Here is a 14662-nt window from a genome sequence, read left to right as displayed (position 1 = left end):
GAATGCATCGCCATCAGCCCTTGCCTCGCCCGTACGCACCATGAAAATCCTGATTGCAGACGATCATCGGCTCATCATCGATGCGGTGGCGGACAAGCTGTCGGAGCTGGAGCCGGGCATCGAGTTCGTGGCCGCGGTCGATGCGCGCGAGTTGCTGGAGCGGGTGGGCGAGCCGCTGGACTTGGCGCTGGTTGATCTCAGCATGCCCGGCGCCGACGGTCTGTCGCACATCCAGCAGGTGCGCCAGCGTTGCCCCGACTTGCCGATCATCGTGCTGTCGGGCCAGGAAGACCCGGCCGTGATGCGCGACGTGCTGGACTGCGGCGCGCAGGGCTACATCCCCAAGGCCTATTCGCCGGCCGTCATGGTGTCGGCCGTGCGCCTGGTGATGGCGGGCGGCGTCTACGTGCCGCCGATGCTGCTGTCGATGTCGGGCCGCGATGCCGGCCCGGGTGCGGACGCCGCCGGTCAGCCCGCCGAAGCGGCCAGGGGGGGGCGCTGGGCGACCTGCTGACCGAGCGCCAGGTCGACGTGCTGCGCCTGCTCTCGCAAGGCCAGCCCAACAAGGTGATTGGCCGCAGCCTGGGCATCAGCGAGGGCACGGTGAAGATTCACCTGGCGGCGATTTTTCGCGCCCTGAATGCGCGCAACCGCACCGAGGCGGTGATGAAGGCCCGCGCGCTGGCCGACAAGCCGGGGTCGATGTCGCGCGTGGTTTGAATCCGGGCGCGGCCGGCCGGGCGCCGTTGCGACCGTTTATCTGGCGCGCCGCACCCGCAGCAACTCGTCCAGGATCAGGCCGACCGCTCCGGCGGTGATGGCCGCGTCGGCCAGGTTGAAGGCCGGAAAGTGGCCGCGGTAGAACAGGCCGCTCAGGAAGGGCCAGTGAAAGTCCAGGAAGTCGACCACGTAGCCGTGTTGCAGGCGATCGACGACGTTGCCGACGGCGCCGCCCAGGATCATCGACAGCGAGAAGGCAAACAGCCGCTGCCCCGCATGCTGGCGCAGCAGCCAGACGATGAAGCTGGACGCGGCCAGCGCCAGGGCGACGAAAAACCAGCGCTGCCAGCCGCTGCCGCCGGCCAAAAACGAGAACGCCGCGCCGGTGTTGTGGGCGCGCACGATGTTGAAGAAGCCCGTGATGGGGGTGGCGTCGCCCAGCCGGTAGTGGCCCAGGATGAGCCACTTGCTGAACTGGTCGAGCACCACCACGAGGGCGGCCAGCGCCAGCCACAGGGCCAGGCCGGCGCCGCCGGATTTGCCGCGCGCCATGTCAGGCGATGCTGCGCGTCTCGCCCGCGCCGTACAGGTTGCTCACGCAGCGCCCGCACAGGGTGGGGTGCTCGGCATGCTGGCCGACGTCGGGCAGGTAGTGCCAGCAACGCTCGCATTTTTGGTCATTCGAGCCGCTGACGCTGATGGACAGTGCGTCACCAGCTTTCAATTCGATAGCAGACACGATGAACACGAAGCGCAGGTCGGCCCCCAGGCTGGCCAGCAGGGCGTGGTCTTCGGGCGGCGCGCTCAGCACCGCCGTAGCCTGCAGCGAAGAACCGACCTGGCCTTGCTCGCGCAGGGTTTCGATCTGCTTGTTGACGGCCTCGCGGATTTCGCGGATGCGCGCCCATTTGGCCAACAGCGCGGCGTCGGGCGCGTCGAAGCGCCAAAACTCTTCCAGAAAGATCGAGTCGCTTTGGCCCACCAGCTTCCAGGCCTCTTCGGCCGTGAAGCTGAGGAAGGGCGCCATCCAGCGCAGGAGGGCCTGCGTCAGCTGCCACAGCGCGGTCTGCGCGCTGCGCCGCGCCAGGCTCTTGGGCTGGGTGGTGTACAGGCGATCCTTGAGCACGTCGAGGTAAAAGCCGCCCAGGTCTTCGGAGCAAAAGAGCTGCAGCTTGGCCACCACGGGGTGGAACTCGTACACCTCGTAGTGCGCCAGCACCTCGGCCTGGAAGGCGGCGGCGCGCGCCAGCAGCCAGCGGTCGATCTCCAGCATGTCGGCCGGCGGCACGGCGTCCTTGGCCGGATCGAAGTCGCTGGTGTTGGCCAGCAGAAAGCGCAGCGTGTTGCGGATGCGGCGGTAGCTGTCGATCACGCGCGCCATGATCTTGTCGTCGCCGGCGATGTCGCCCGAGTAGTCGCTCGACGCCGTCCACAGGCGCAGCAGCTCGGCACCCCACTTCTTGTTGGCCTGCTGCAGGTCGATGCCGTTGCCCAGGCTCTTGCTCATTTTGCGGCCCTGCGAGTCGACGGTGAAGCCGTGCGTCAGCAGGCTGCGGTAGGGCGCGCGGCCGCGGATGGCGCTGGCCAAGAGCAGCGAGGAATGGAACCAGCCGCGGTGCTGGTCGTGACCTTCCAGGTACATGTCGGCCTCGGGGCCGCTCTCGTGGTGCTCGTCGGGGTGGGTGCCGCACAGCACATGGTCGAAGGTGGAGCCCGAGTCGAACCACACCTCCAGGATGTCGTTGAACTTGCGGTAGTGCTGCGCCTCTTCGGCACCCAGGATTTCCTCGGCCGTCACGCGGCTCCAGGCCTCGATGCCGCCCTGGGCGATGATGTCGGACGCTTGGTCCAGGATTTCCAGCGTGCGCGGATGCAACTCGTCGGTTTCCTTGTGCAGGAAGAAGGCGATCGGCACGCCCCAGGCGCGCTGGCGGCTGATGACCCAGTCGGGGCGGCCGGCAATCATGTCGCGCAGGCGGGCCTGGCCCGAGGGTGGGTAGAACCTGGTCTGCTCGATGGCGCGCAGGGCGGTGGTGCGCAGGGTCTCGGCAGCCTTGTCCTTGGTGAACACGCCAACGCCTTCGTCCATGCGCACGAACCACTGCGAGGCGGCGCGGTAGATCACGGGCGACTTGTGGCGCCAGCAGTGCGGATAGCTGTGCTGCAGGCTGCTGGTGGCCAGCAGGCGACCGGCGTCCTGCAGGGTCTGGATGATGACGGGCACGGCCTTCCAGATATCCAGGCCGCCGAACAGCGGAAAGTCGGCCGCGTAGCTGCCGCCGCCTTGCACCGGGTTCAGGATGTCGGCATGCGCCAGGCCGTGCGAGACGCAGGAGTTGAAGTCCTCCACGCCGTAGGCCGGCGCCGAGTGCACGATGCCGGTGCCGTCGGTGTCGGTGGCGTAGTCGGCCAGGTACACGGGCGACAGGCGCCGGTAGCCGGCATCGACGTCGTACAGCGGATGCTTGAAGTTCAGCCCGGCCAGCTTTGCGCCCTGGGTGGTGGCGATGATCTTGCCATCGATGCCATAGCGCTTGAGACAGTCGTCGACGCGCGCCGTGGCCAGCACCAGCAGGCCCTTGGGCGTGTCGACCAGCGCGTATTCGATCTGCGGGCCCAGGTTGAGCGCCTGGTTGGCCGGGAGGGTCCAGGCGGTGGTGGTCCAGATGACGACGAAGGCGGGCTTGTCCAGCTGGGGCAAGCCGAAGGCGGCGGCGAGCTTGGCGGGCTCGGCCGCCTCGAAGGCCACGTCCACCGTGGTGCTCTTGCGGTCCTGGTATTCGATCTCGGCCTCGGCCAGCGCCGAGCCGCAGTCGAAGCACCAGTACACGGGCTTGAGGCCCCGGTAGACGAAGCCGCGCTCGATCAGGCGCTTGAAGACGCGCAACTCGCGCGCCTCGTTGGCGAAGTTCATCGTCTTGTAGGGGTTGTCCCATTCGCCCAGCACGCCCAGGCGCTTGAAGTCCTTCATTTGCAGGGCGATCTGCTCGGTGGCGTAGGCACGGCCCTTGGCCTGCATCTCGTCGCGGCCGAGGTTGCGGCCGTACAGCTTCTCGATCTGGTTCTCGATCGGCAGGCCGTGGCAGTCCCAGCCCGGCACGTAGTGCGCGTCCATGCCCTTTAGCTGCCGCGCCTTGACGATCATGTCCTTCAGGATCTTGTTGACCGCGTGGCCGGCGTGCAGCGTGCCGTTGGCGTACGGCGGGCCGTCGTGCAGGATGAACTTCTCGCGCCCGGCGCGGGCCATGCGCAGGCGCTTGTACAGGCCCTCATCTTCCCACTGCTGCACCCAGCCGGGCTCGCGCTTGGGCAGGTCGCCGCGCATGGGGAAGGGCGTGTCCGGCAGGTTCAGCGCGGCGCGGTAGTCGGTCTTGTTGTCGGAGCTCATGGCGTGCAAAATTTTGAATCAAACAGGGCTTTGGCCCGCACCCAGCCAGCGCGAGCAGCTATCGAGTCAGGAGTGGGGCAGGGTGCGGGCGCTGGCCGTGGCGGCAGGCGAAAAGCGGGGCCCGCGGCCCCTTCAAATTCGCGCCGGGTGGGCGGCCAGCCAAGCGCGCGCATCAGCCAGGTCGCGCGCAATGCCGTCGGTGAGCGCCGCCAGGCTGTGATAGCGCAACTCGTCGTGCAGTTTGTGCAGCAGTTCCACGCGGATGATTTTACCGTAGGCCCCCTCGGCGCCCAGCCGGGCGGGCCACCGCAGGCAGTGCGTCTCCAGCAGCACGCGCCCGCCGTTCACGTCATTGGGGTCGAGCGACGGGCGCACCCCCAGGTTGGCCACGCCGGGCAGCGGGGCGGCGTCCAGCCCGTGCACACGGACCACGAAGATGCCGCTGGCCGCGGGTTTCCAGGCATGCGAGCGGCGCGAAAAGCGCAGGTTCAGCGTGCGAAAGCCGTCGGCACGGCCGGCCGCGCTTTCGCCCAGCTTGCGGCCCAGGTGGCGCCCATGCACGACGTGGCCGCTGATGGCGTAGGGGCGGCCCAGCAGCGCGGCGGCGTCGCGCATGCGGCCCTCGGCCAGCGCCGCGCGCACGGCGGTGCTGGACACGCGCACGCCGTGCACCTCGTAGCTTTGCATGCGCGCCACGTCGAAGCCGCGCTGCGGGCCGGCCGCGTCCAGCATGGCGTAGTCGCCCGCGCGCTTGGCGCCGAAGCGAAAGTCGTCGCCCACCAGCACGTAGCGCACGCCCAGGCCGCGTACCAGCATGTCGTCGATGAAGGCCTGGGGCGGCTGCGCGGCCAGGCGCGCGTTGAAGGGCAGCACGATGGTCTGGTCGATGCCGCAGCGCGCCAGCTCGGCCAGCTTGTCGCGAAAGGTGACGATGCGGGCGGGCGCCAGCTCGGGCTTGTTCAGCAGCGCGGCAAAGTGGTCGCGCGGGTGCGGCTCGAAGGTCATCACGCAACTGGGCACGCCGCGCTGCGCCGCCTCGCCGCGCAGCAGCGCCAGCATCGCCTGGTGGCCGCGGTGCACGCCGTCGAAGTTGCCGATGGTGAGCGCGCAGCCCGGCGCGATGCCGGGGTGATGCAGGCCGCGAAAGATCTTCATCGATTATTGAATTGATAGCGCCCCGCGCAAGCTGCACCCGCGCCAGACGGTCAAATCCCCGCAAAAAAAAGAGTATATTGCCTGTGCGCCTGTCGGATTTCCGCGGGCGCAGGGCGGCTGGCGCTGGCAACGCCGGCCACACACAGGGCTTCCGTGTCAGGAGTCGTTTTGTGAAGGTGCTCAAGCTGTCGGCCCAGGGGCTGCCGCAATCGTGGATTTCGCTCGAACAGGCGGTGATTCATTACGCCGCCGAAGAGGTGCGCTGGGAGGCCGGCGGCCCGATCGCGGTGTTTCACGGCGGGCACAACGCCATCACCGGCCAGCAGTCGATCATCGAGGTCAACAGCATCATCGGCACGCGCGGTGTGCCGGGCATCAACCCGTTCGACCTGCGCCCGGGCCTGACCAATGCCAAGCTGTTCGCGCGCGACCGCAATGTCTGCGCCTATTGCGGCGGACACTTTCACGAAACCGAACTCACGCGCGAGCACATCACCCCGCTGGCCCAACGCGGGCGCGACCACTGGATGAACGTGGTCACCGCCTGCCGCGCCTGCAACCACCGCAAGAGCGACCGCACGCCCGAGCAGGCACGCATGCCGCTGCTGTATGCGCCCTACGTGCCCAGCCTGTGGGAAGACTTCATCCTGCGCAACCGCCGCATCCTGGCCGACCAGATGGAGTTTCTGATGGCGCACCTGCCGCGCAATTCGCGCCTGCACGCTTAGCCGGTCGCCGGCAGGGGTTGGCCTGCAGCTATGCTTGCCGCATGCCCCGCCTCATCTTCTTCTGCGGCCACGCCGGCACCGGCAAGACCACGCTGGCCAAGCGCGCCCTGCCGCTGCTGCACCAGCGCAGCGGCGAATCGTTCTGCCTGCTGGACAAGGACACGCTGTACGGCGGCTACAGCAGCGCCGTGATGGGCGTGCTGACGGGCGACCCGAATGACCGCGACAGCCCGCTGTATCTGCAGCACCTGCGCGCGCCCGAGTACGCGGGCCTTTTGGGCACGGCGCGCGAGAACCTGGCGCTGGGCGTCAACTGCATCGTGGTCGGCCCGCTCTCGCGCGAGGTGCGCGCGCATCAACTCGCCGATCGCGCCTGGCTGCGCGTGGGCGACGACGTGAGCGTGCGCATCGTCTGGGTACACCTGCAGGAAGCCGAGGCGCGCCGGCGCATCCAGGCGCGCGGCAACCCCAACGACGCCTGGAAGCTGGCGCACTGGGACGACTACCGCACGCGCCTGTTCATGCCCGAGGCGGCGCAGTATCCGGAACTGCTTCTCTACGACAACACGCAGGCGCCCGATGCCGCTTTCGAGGCCTTGCTGGAGCAGCTGGAGCAGGGCTGAGGCATCACAGCACCACCGGCACCTCCGTTGCCGGCGGCGTGTTGCGGCTGCGCCCGCAGCGCACCAGGCCGTCGATCATCACCATGCCGATGCCGGGGATGTCGCCCAGTTGCACGCTGTCCAGCAGGTCGCGCCCGGCGCTGTGCTGCGCCTTGTCCATGAAGACGAAGTCGGCCGCGCGGCCCACCTCGATCAGGCCGCAGTTGAGCTGACGCATGCGCGCGGTGTTGCCGGTGGCAAAGCCGAACACCACCTCGGCCGGGATGCCGGCAAAGCTGGAGATCAGCGCGATCATGCGCAAGATGCCCAGCGGTTGCACGCCCGAGCCGGCGGGGCCGTCGGTGCCCAGGATGACGCGGTGCGGGCATTTCAGCTCGATGGCGGCGCGCGCCGCCTCGATGGCGATCTTCTCGTTGCCGTTGTGCACCAGCTCGATGGCGCGGCTGGACTTCTCGCACAGCTCGCACACGTGCTTCCAGGGCAGGGCGGTGTGGCCGCCGTTGATGTGGCCGATGATGTCGGCGTCGGCCGCCAGCACCACGTCCTTGTCGATCAGGCCCGAGCCGGGAATGGACGGGCCGCCCGTGTGAATGGTGCTCTGGATGCCGTACTTGCGCGCCCAGGCCACCATCCGGCCCGCCTCTTCGCCGGCCTTGACCGAGCCCAGGCCGACTTCGCCCAGCAGCTTGACACCCGCGTCGGCCAGGTCCTTGAAGTCCTGCTCGACCATGCCCTTTTCGATCACCGGCGCGCCGGCCAGCACCTTCACGCCGCCGGGGCGGAAGTTGTCGAACGCGCGCTGCGCCGTGATGGCCAGCGCCTTCAGGCCGACGATGTCCTTGGGCCGGCCGGGCAGGTGCACCTCGCCGGCCGAGATCATGGTGGTCACCCCCCCGTTCATGGTCGACTCGATCCAGCCCAGCTGTCCCTGGCGCGGCGTCCAGTCGCCGAACACCGGGTGCACGTGGCTGTCGATCAGGCCGGGCGCCACGCAGGTGCGGCGCGCGTCGATGGTGTGCCTGGCGCCGGCGGTGTCGCAGTCGGCGGCCTTGCCTACGGCGGTGATCAGCCCGTCGTCGACCACGAGGGTGTCGGCGTCGAGAATGGGGCGGTCGATGTCGCCCGACAGCAGCAGGCCGATGTGGGTGATGACGACCTTGCCGGACTTTTCGGTGCTTGCGGCTTCTGCCATGGGGTGCTCCTCGAGGTGGATGAAAACATCAGGCGCGCACGGCGCGCAGGACGGTGTCGATGACCTGCCGGTGCCAGTGTTCCAGCGCCTCGGGGCTTTCCAGCCGGGCGCCGAGGAAGGCCGACAGGGTGTGGCGGTTGGACAGATAGAAGTAGTTCAGGCTGGCGATCGTCAGGTAGATGTCGCGCGCCGACAAGCCGCCGCGGAACACGCCCTGGGCCACGCCGCTGGCCAGCACCGCATCGATGATCTGCGTGGCGGGCGAAGAATAGTCGTGCGCGCGCAGCGACTTGGCGATGTGCTTGCCGCGGTGCAGGTTCTCGTCGTTGAGCAGGGTGATGAACTCGGGGTTGCGCTGGTAGTAGGTCCAGATGAAGCGGATGACGGCCACCAGCGCCTGCTCGGGCTCGCCGACGTCCAGCTCCAGCGCCGCCTCGGCTTCGTTGAAGCGCCGGTACAGGTTTTCGAGTACCGCGATGTACAGCCCTTCCTTGCTGCCGAAATAGTAGTAGATCATGCGGTCGTGCGAGTGCGCCGCCCTGGAGATTTGCTCGATGCGTCCGCCCGAATAGCCGTGCTTGGCAAAGATGCGCGTGGCGGCCCGCAGGATGGCGTCCTGCGTTTCCTGCGCCGCCTGCTCGCGCACGCCCGGCTTGCGTCCGGGCTTGGCGCGGCCGCGGAAGGGTGGTTGCACGGGGGCGAGGGCCAGGTAGGTCTTCATGATTCGGCAAACGCCCGTTCGATCACGAAGTCGCCGGGACGTGTGGTGTTGCCTTCCCTGAAGCCGCGCGACTCGAGCAGCTGCCGCAGGTCCTTGAGCATGGCCGGACTGCCGCAGATCATGGCGCGGTCGTGCGCGGCGTCCAGCGGCGGCAGATCGAGGTCGGAAAACAGCTTTCCGGACTCGATCAGGTCGGGGATGCGCCCGACGTTGCGAAAGTCCTCGCGCGTGACGGTGGGGTAGTAGCGCAGTTGGCTGGCGATCATGTCGCCCAGAAATTCGTGCCGCGGCAGGTGGTCGAGGATCACGTCGTGATAGGCCAGCTCGCCCGCCGTGCGCACGCCGTGCACCAGGATGATCTGCTCGAATTTTTCGTAGCTCTCGGGGTCGCGGATGATGCTCATGAAGGGCGCCAGGCCGGTGCCGGTGGAAAACAGGTACAGGCGCTTGCCCGGCAGCAGGTAGTCCACCACCAGGGTGCCGGTGGGCTTGCGCCCGACGACGATGGTGTCGCCCGGCTGGATGTGCTGCAGGCGCGAGGTGAGCGGGCCGTCGTCCACCTTGATGCTGAGGAACTCCAGGTGGTCCTCGTAGTTGGGCGATGCGATGCTGTAGGCGCGCAGCAGCGGCTTGGCGTCGATGCGCAGGCCGATCATGGTGAAGTGGCCGTTGGAAAAGCGCAGCGCCGCGTCGCGCGTGGTGGTGAAGCTGAACAGGCGATCGGTCCAGTGGCGGACCGTCAGCACACGCTCTTCGATGAAGGCACTCATGATGCGAGTCGGCGGCGGGTTCAGGCTGGCAGGCTGGCGCACTGGCAGCCGGCACGAGCAGCGGTCACGACATGGGTCATCAAGCTTCCTCGACTGGAAATCGGGCGGTGCCGGCGCCCAGGGCGACGGTTCGCGTCCGACGCGTTGATGCAGCGCGGACTGCATCGGAATTCGGAGAAGACTACATGAAAATTTTGTCAACTCATTCAGGGTTTACTCCATGTCGATTCAGTGGTTACTACATTAAATTTCGGGTTCGTTCGCGGCCGCGTCGGGCCGCAAGGGCCATTCGCGACATGACCGAACACACCCGAACCGATGGTTTGCCCGAGCTGGCCGAGCCGCAGGTGCTGGAGCGCGCGCGCCCACGCAACGAGCGCATGGCGGCCACCAAGGTCGAGTGCAATGCCTGCCCCATCCTGTGCCAGATCGCCGAAGGTCGCACCGGCGCGTGCGACCGCTATGCCAATCAGGGCGGCGTGCTGATCCGGGTTGACCCGGTGCTGCTGCTGCGCCGGACGGTGGACGAGCAGCGCGCGCCGCTGGTGCAATTCAGCGGCCGGGTGGTGCAGAACACGGGCCAGCCCGCGCAAGACGTGGCGCAGGCGCCCGACTGGGACGGCGACCTGCTGCGCGCCGACGAGGTGTTCGTCACCGGCGTGGGCTCGTCCACCACCTACCCCGACTACAAGCCGGCGCCTTTCATCGTCGGCTCGCAGGTGCAGGGCGTCGACATGGTGACGGTGGTGACCGAGGGCATCTTCAGCTACTGCAGCCTCAAGGTGAAGATCGACACCGACCGCTACCTGGGCCCCGAGCAGGCCAACGTGCGCTGCAAGGGCGAGGTGGTGGGCCACGTCACCACGGCCGAATACGGCTCGCAGATGCTGTCGCTGGGCGGGGTGCATCACCTCACCGGCGGCAGCAAGAAGGAGGGGCGCGTCACGCTGGAGGTGATGGAGCAGCTGGGCAACCGGCAGCCGATGGAGCTGTCCATCGACGGCGGGGCGCAGCTCGTCATCCAGGCTGGCCGTCCGCCCATCGTCAACGGCGTGGAAGAGCAGCGCATGCGCGTGGGCTGCGGCTCGGCCACCGTGGGCATCTTCGCCAAGCAGCTGTACGGCCATGCCGACGAGGTGGTGGTGGTCGACGACCACATCACCGGCGTCCTGACCGAGCACCAGGCCGGCCGCTGCCTGGACATGCGGCCTTCGGGCATCGCCATGCGCGGACGCAAGTCCACACCGGGGCGCTATTTCCAGGTTGCCAACCCGGGCACCGGCTGGGGCGGCACGTCCATCGACGATCCGTTGACGGTGCTCGACGCCTGGGACGCCAGGCAGGGCTGGCCCGGCCTGCGCCTGCTCATGACCTCCACCACCGGCGAGCACGCCGCCTGGTACGTGCTGGACGAGCAGCTGGTGCCGCGCGAGCAGCCCATGCCCGATGCGGTGCGCGCGGTGGTCGAGCGCATCGGCGAAAACTGCGAGCCCTCGCTCACCACGGTGCTGTTTCTGGGCGGCGCGGGCGGCAGCCTGCGCGCCGGCGCCACCGAAAACCCGGTGCTGCTCACGCGCGCCATCAAGAATGCGCTGGTCAACGTCACCTGCGGTGGTGCGCCGGCCTATGTGTGGCCGGGCGGCGGCATCACGGTGATGGTCGACGTGATGCGCATGCCCGAGCACAGCTTCGGCACCGTGCCGACGCCCGCCATCGTCGCGCCCATCGAGTTCAGCATGCGCCGCGACGACTACGCGGCGCTGGGCGGGCATGTCAGGCATGTGCGCGCGCTGGAAGACGTGCTGCGCACCGGTGCCTGGCACAACGACGGTGCGCCCACGCGCCGCGCATGGGCGCCCGTCCATCCCGCCAATCCCTGGCCGCTGGGCCATCCGCCGCAACTGGGCTGAACCATGGGCGCGCAAGGCATGCTGCTGGACGATGGCCGCTTGCACCTGCAGCACGGGCCGATCGACATCCTCATCGGCGCCGATGGCGAGCCGGCCGCCGTGCAGCAGGCGCACGAGGCTGCTTTGCTGCGTTTTCGTGGCCTGCTGCAGGAGCTGGTGGACGAGCTGCCCGCCTTGCGCGCACCGGTGCGCGGCGCGTGTCCGGTGTACGGCGTGGTTGCGCAGCGCATGTGGCAGGCGGTGTACCCCTATCGTGCGGCCTACATCACCCCGATGGCCGCCGTGGCCGGCGCGGTGGCGCAGGAGCTGGCGGCGGCCTATCAACGGCCGGGCGTGCGCCGGGCCTGGGTCAACGACGGTGGCGACATCGCCCTGCACCTGACGGCCGGCGAGCGCTTTCGCGTCGGCCTGTTTGCCGACCTGGACCAGTGGCCGCGCGCCCTGGCCGCGCGCGGGCTGGCGGTGGACGGCGTGTTCGACGTCGGCCACGACAGCCCCGTGCGCGGCGTCGCCACCAGCGGCTGGAAGGGCCGCAGCTTTTCGCTGGGCATTGCCGACAGCGTGACCGTGCTGGCCGCCACCGCGGCGCAGGCCGACGCCGCGGCCACCATCGTTGGCAACGCCGTCGACCTGCCGCACGCGGGCATCGTGCGCCGACCCGCCAACACCATCCGCGACGACAGCGACCTGGGCACGATCTGGGTGACCGTGCAGGTGCCGCCACTGACGCCCGCGCAGGCCCAGGCGGCGCTGGCGGCCGGCTGCACGAGGGCGCTGCAGCTGCGCGCTGCGGGCCACATCGTTTCGTGTGTAATCACCTGCCAGGGCTGGGCCGCGTCAACCGATGGCGGCCCGGCGCGTTTTTTGCCTCTTGACGCCGCCGTGCCGGGGCGTGCGCAGCACCTGCTGCAGGAGACCGCATGATCGAGATTCGACGCACCTTGACCCACGTGGAAGACATCTTCCACGAGTTCGGCCCGCCGGCGGCCGAGCCGCTCCAGCGCGGTTTCATCGCCGCCGTGCTGACCAACCCGTTTGCCGGCCGCTACGAACCCGATCTCCTGCCCATGATGGAGGCGCTCAACGCCGTCGGCACGCAGATGGCCCACCAGTTGCTGCGTGCCATGGCCGTGCCCGCCGAGCGCATCGAGAGCTACGGCAAGGGCGCCATCGTGGGCGCCGCCGGCGAGCTGGAGCACGGTGCACTGTGGCACGTGCCGGGTGGTTACGCGATGCGCGAGCTGCTGGGCTGGAGCGGCGATCGCGCGGCCTATACCCAGGGCCAGGGCGAGGCCAAGACGGGCCAGCCGGGCAACGCCCTGTCGATCGTGCCCTCGACCAAGAAGGTCGGCCCGCCCGGCTGCGCGCTGGACGTGCCGCTCACCCACATCAACGCCAGCTACGTGCGCAGCCACTTCGATGCCATCGAGGCGCGCGTGCCCGGCAGCCCGTGTGCCGACGAGGTGATCTACATCCTGGCCATGTCCACGGGCGCCCGCGTGCATGCGCGGGTGGGCGGCCTGAAGGCGGCCGACATCGCCAAGTGGGACGGCCTGCGCTGACCCGTCTGATAGAAAGAGGAACACCATGGCTGCAAAGATTCGCAAATTGCTGGTGCAGGTCGATGAAACTCGCATCGAAATGGGCCAGGCCGTCGACCCGCCCACGCGCCGCGCGCTGGCGATGGCCGTGATCGAGAACCCCTACGCCGGCCGCTACGAACCAAAGCTGGACGCCCTGATCGACATCGGCGAGGAACTGGGTGCGCTGCTGGGGCAAAAGTGCGTGGCCGCGCTGGGCATCGCGCCGGGCCAGGCGCAGAGCTACGGCAAGGCCGCCATCGTCGGCGAGGCCGGCGAGCTGGAGCACGCCGCCGCCGTGCTGCATCCCAAGCTGGGCGCGCCGCTGCGCCAGGCGGTCGAGAAGGGCGCCGCGCTGGTGCCCTCGGCCAAGAAGCGCGGTGGCTTGGGCACGGCCGTGGACGTGCCCCTGGGCCACAAGGACGCGGCCTTCGTGCGCAGCCACTTCGACGCCATCGAGGCGCGCGTGTCCGATGCGCCGCGCGCCAATGAAATCGTGGTGGCCGTGGCCGTCACCGACAGCGGGCGCCCGCTGCCGCGCATCGGCGGCCTGCAGGTCGGCGAGATCAAGGGTGTAGACGGTTTGCGGTAAGCGGTCCCTGAGTACGTGTATTCGACGACTGATTCAAACAAGGAAGGAACGACCATGTCCAAATTCAAGATGAACACCCCGCGCCGCGCCCTGCTGGCGGCCGCTGCGGGCCTGGTGCTGGCGGCGGGCGCCCAGGCGCAGGGCACGCTCAAGATCGGCGAGATCAACAGCTACAAGGCGCAACCCGCTTTCCTGGAGCCTTACAAGAAGGGCATGGAACTGGCGGTGGACGAGATCAACGCCTCCGGTGGCCTGCTGGGGCGCAAGGTCGAGCTGGTGATCCGTGACGACAACGCCAACCCCGGCGAGGCCGTGCGCGCCGCCGAGGAGCTGCTCTCGCGCGAGAAGGTGGACGTGCTGATGGGCGGCTTCCTGTCCAACATCGGCCTGGCGCTGACCGACTTCGCCAAGCAGAAGAAGACCTTTTTTCTGGCCGGCGAGCCGCTGACGGACAAGATCGTCTGGGCCGACGGCAACCGCTACACCTACCGCCTGCGCGCCTCCACTTACATGCAGGTGGCCATGCTGATCCCCGACGTGGTGGCGATGAAGAAAAAGCGCTGGGCGCTGGTCTACCCCAACTACGAATACGGCCAGTCGGCCGCGGCCAGCTTCAAGACCTTGCTGAAGGCGGCGCAGCCCGATGTCGAGTTCGTGGCCGAGCAGGCCCCGCCGCTGGGCAAGGTGGACGCCGGCAGCGTGGTGCAGGCGCTGGCCGACGCCAAGCCCGACGCCATCTTCAACGTACTGTTCGGCGCCGACCTGACCAAGTTCGTGCGTGAGGGCAACACCCGCGGCCTGTTCAAGGGCATCGAGGTGGCCAGCCTGCTGACCGGCGAGCCCGATTACCTCGACCCGCTGAAGGACGATGCGCCCAATGGCTGGCTGGTGACGGGCTACCCGTGGTACGGCATCAAGACGCCCGAGCACGAGGCCTTCCTGAAGGCCTACCAGGCCAAGTTCAAGGACTACCCGCGCCTGGGCTCGGTGGTGGGCTATTCGGCCGTCAAGTCGATCGAGGCGGGCGTGAAAAAGGCCGGCTCCACCGACTCCGAGAAATTGGTCGCCGCCTTCAGCGGGCTGAACGTGGTGACGCCCTTCGGCCCCATCGTGTACCGCCCCGAAGACCACCAATCGACCATGGGCGCCTACGTGGGCCGCACCAAGAACGTGGATGGCAAGGGCGTGATGGTGGACTTCCGCTACATGGACGGCGCCAAGTTCTTGCCCTCGGCCGCCGAAGTCAAGAAGCTGCGTCCGGCGGATTGAGCTGATGACGACGG

General features: G+C 68.5%; 15 protein-coding genes. 9 read left to right on the top strand and 6 right to left on the bottom strand.

The window, feature by feature from the left end; genetic code table 11:
- Nucleotides 1–40: 40 nt before the first annotated feature.
- Together ACWHMB_RS13470 and ACWHMB_RS13465 are read left to right on the top strand one after the other, a co-directional pair.
- Nucleotides 41–514 (top strand): response regulator, encoded by a 474-nt coding sequence (locus ACWHMB_RS13470; RefSeq protein WP_377478914.1) that lies wholly within the window; start codon nt 41–43, stop codon nt 512–514.
- Nucleotides 515–531: 17 nt separating this feature from the next.
- Entirely contained in the window at nt 532–720 is a 189-nt protein-coding gene (locus ACWHMB_RS13465) for a response regulator transcription factor (protein ID WP_377478912.1), read from the top strand.
- 36 nt (nt 721–756) lie between these two features.
- On the opposite strand, the gene lspA is transcribed toward ACWHMB_RS13465, so the two are convergent.
- From lspA to ACWHMB_RS13450, 3 genes are all read right to left on the bottom strand, one after another.
- Nucleotides 757–1272, bottom strand: a complete 516-nt coding sequence (gene lspA / locus ACWHMB_RS13460) for a signal peptidase II (RefSeq protein ID WP_377478910.1) — start codon at nt 1270–1272, stop codon at nt 757–759.
- Between the two features lies 1 nt (nt 1273).
- Nucleotides 1274–4108 carry an isoleucine--tRNA ligase gene (gene ileS, locus ACWHMB_RS13455; RefSeq protein WP_377478908.1) on the bottom strand — a complete coding sequence of 945 codons (2835 nt, stop codon included), beginning with the start codon at nt 4106–4108 and terminating at the stop codon, nt 1274–1276.
- A gap of 132 nt (nt 4109–4240) precedes the next feature.
- Nucleotides 4241–5263: a bifunctional riboflavin kinase/FAD synthetase gene (locus ACWHMB_RS13450; RefSeq protein WP_377478906.1), complete on the bottom strand. Its 1023-nt coding sequence runs from the start codon at nt 5261–5263 to the stop codon at nt 4241–4243.
- A gap of 170 nt (nt 5264–5433) precedes the next feature.
- Here ACWHMB_RS13450 and ACWHMB_RS13445 point away from each other — a divergent pair, with 170 nt between their 5' ends.
- Nucleotides 5434–5991, top strand: a complete 558-nt coding sequence (locus ACWHMB_RS13445; RefSeq protein WP_377478904.1) for an HNH endonuclease — start codon at nt 5434–5436, stop codon at nt 5989–5991.
- A 41-nt stretch (nt 5992–6032) separates the two neighbouring features.
- On the top strand, nt 6033–6614 hold the full coding sequence (locus tag ACWHMB_RS13440) for an AAA family ATPase (protein ID WP_377478902.1): 582 nt from the start codon (nt 6033–6035) through the stop codon (nt 6612–6614).
- 4 nt (nt 6615–6618) lie between these two features.
- Here ACWHMB_RS13440 and ACWHMB_RS13435 read toward each other — a convergent pair whose 3' ends face one another.
- From ACWHMB_RS13435 to ACWHMB_RS13425, 3 genes are read right to left on the bottom strand one after another with little or no spacing between them, the layout of a single operon-like run.
- Nucleotides 6619–7806, bottom strand: coding sequence for an amidohydrolase family protein (locus tag ACWHMB_RS13435; RefSeq protein WP_377478900.1), 1188 nt, complete (start codon nt 7804–7806; stop codon nt 6619–6621).
- 28 nt (nt 7807–7834) lie between these two features.
- The gene (locus tag ACWHMB_RS13430; protein ID WP_377478898.1) at nt 7835–8527 is read right to left on the bottom strand and encodes a TetR family transcriptional regulator; all 693 of its coding nucleotides are present in this window, start codon (nt 8525–8527) and stop codon (nt 7835–7837) included.
- Nucleotides 8524–9297 (bottom strand): ferredoxin--NADP reductase, encoded by a 774-nt coding sequence (locus tag ACWHMB_RS13425; RefSeq protein WP_377478896.1) that lies wholly within the window; start codon nt 9295–9297, stop codon nt 8524–8526. The genes ACWHMB_RS13430 and ACWHMB_RS13425 overlap by 4 nt, the downstream gene beginning before the upstream one ends.
- Before the next feature lie 296 nt (nt 9298–9593).
- On the opposite strand from ACWHMB_RS13425, the gene ACWHMB_RS13420 reads away from it, so the two are divergent.
- The 5 genes from ACWHMB_RS13420 to ACWHMB_RS13400 all read left to right on the top strand — a co-directional run bounded on the left by ACWHMB_RS13420 (nt 9594) and on the right by ACWHMB_RS13400 (nt 14648).
- Entirely contained in the window at nt 9594–11207 is a 1614-nt protein-coding gene (locus tag ACWHMB_RS13420) for a 6-hydroxynicotinate reductase (protein ID WP_377478894.1), read from the top strand.
- A gap of 3 nt (nt 11208–11210) precedes the next feature.
- Nucleotides 11211–12131, top strand: a complete 921-nt coding sequence (locus ACWHMB_RS13415) for a UPF0280 family protein (RefSeq protein WP_377478892.1) — start codon at nt 11211–11213, stop codon at nt 12129–12131.
- Nucleotides 12128–12769, top strand: a complete 642-nt coding sequence (locus ACWHMB_RS13410; protein WP_377478890.1) for an amino acid synthesis family protein — start codon at nt 12128–12130, stop codon at nt 12767–12769. Before ACWHMB_RS13415 ends, ACWHMB_RS13410 begins: the two co-directional genes overlap by 4 nt.
- Before the next feature lie 25 nt (nt 12770–12794).
- A complete protein-coding gene (locus ACWHMB_RS13405; RefSeq protein ID WP_377478888.1) occupies nt 12795–13379 on the top strand; it encodes an amino acid synthesis family protein in 585 nt (194 codons plus the stop codon).
- Between the two features lie 69 nt (nt 13380–13448).
- Nucleotides 13449–14648: an ABC transporter substrate-binding protein gene (locus tag ACWHMB_RS13400; RefSeq protein WP_377479152.1), complete on the top strand. Its 1200-nt coding sequence runs from the start codon at nt 13449–13451 to the stop codon at nt 14646–14648.
- Nucleotides 14649–14662 lie beyond the last annotated feature (14 nt).

This window comes from Ottowia pentelensis (genome assembly GCF_964341695.1).
The sequence above is the reverse complement of the archived record's forward strand: the minus strand, read 5'-3'. Positions and strand labels throughout refer to the sequence as shown.

Excerpts from the sequence above, each read along its gene's own strand:
- ACWHMB_RS13470 (WP_377478914.1), top strand. The coding sequence starts at position 41 with ATGAAAATCCTGATTGCAGACGATCATCGGCTCATCATCGATGCGGTG.
- ACWHMB_RS13400 (WP_377479152.1), top strand. The coding sequence starts at position 13,449 with ATGAACACCCCGCGCCGCGCCCTGCTGGCGGCCGCTGCGGGCCTGGTG.
- ACWHMB_RS13440 (WP_377478902.1), top strand. The coding sequence starts at position 6,033 with ATGCCCCGCCTCATCTTCTTCTGCGGCCACGCCGGCACCGGCAAGACC.
- ileS (WP_377478908.1), bottom strand. The coding sequence starts at position 4,108 with ATGAGCTCCGACAACAAGACCGACTACCGCGCCGCGCTGAACCTGCCG.
- lspA (WP_377478910.1), bottom strand. The coding sequence starts at position 1,272 with ATGGCGCGCGGCAAATCCGGCGGCGCCGGCCTGGCCCTGTGGCTGGCG.
- ACWHMB_RS13405 (WP_377478888.1), top strand. The coding sequence starts at position 12,795 with ATGGCTGCAAAGATTCGCAAATTGCTGGTGCAGGTCGATGAAACTCGC.
- ACWHMB_RS13435 (WP_377478900.1), bottom strand. The coding sequence starts at position 7,806 with ATGGCAGAAGCCGCAAGCACCGAAAAGTCCGGCAAGGTCGTCATCACC.
- ACWHMB_RS13420 (WP_377478894.1), top strand. The coding sequence starts at position 9,594 with ATGACCGAACACACCCGAACCGATGGTTTGCCCGAGCTGGCCGAGCCG.
- ACWHMB_RS13430 (WP_377478898.1), bottom strand. The coding sequence starts at position 8,527 with ATGAAGACCTACCTGGCCCTCGCCCCCGTGCAACCACCCTTCCGCGGC.
- ACWHMB_RS13410 (WP_377478890.1), top strand. The coding sequence starts at position 12,128 with ATGATCGAGATTCGACGCACCTTGACCCACGTGGAAGACATCTTCCAC.
- ACWHMB_RS13425 (WP_377478896.1), bottom strand. The coding sequence starts at position 9,297 with ATGAGTGCCTTCATCGAAGAGCGTGTGCTGACGGTCCGCCACTGGACC.
- ACWHMB_RS13415 (WP_377478892.1), top strand. The coding sequence starts at position 11,211 with ATGGGCGCGCAAGGCATGCTGCTGGACGATGGCCGCTTGCACCTGCAG.
- ACWHMB_RS13450 (WP_377478906.1), bottom strand. The coding sequence starts at position 5,263 with ATGAAGATCTTTCGCGGCCTGCATCACCCCGGCATCGCGCCGGGCTGC.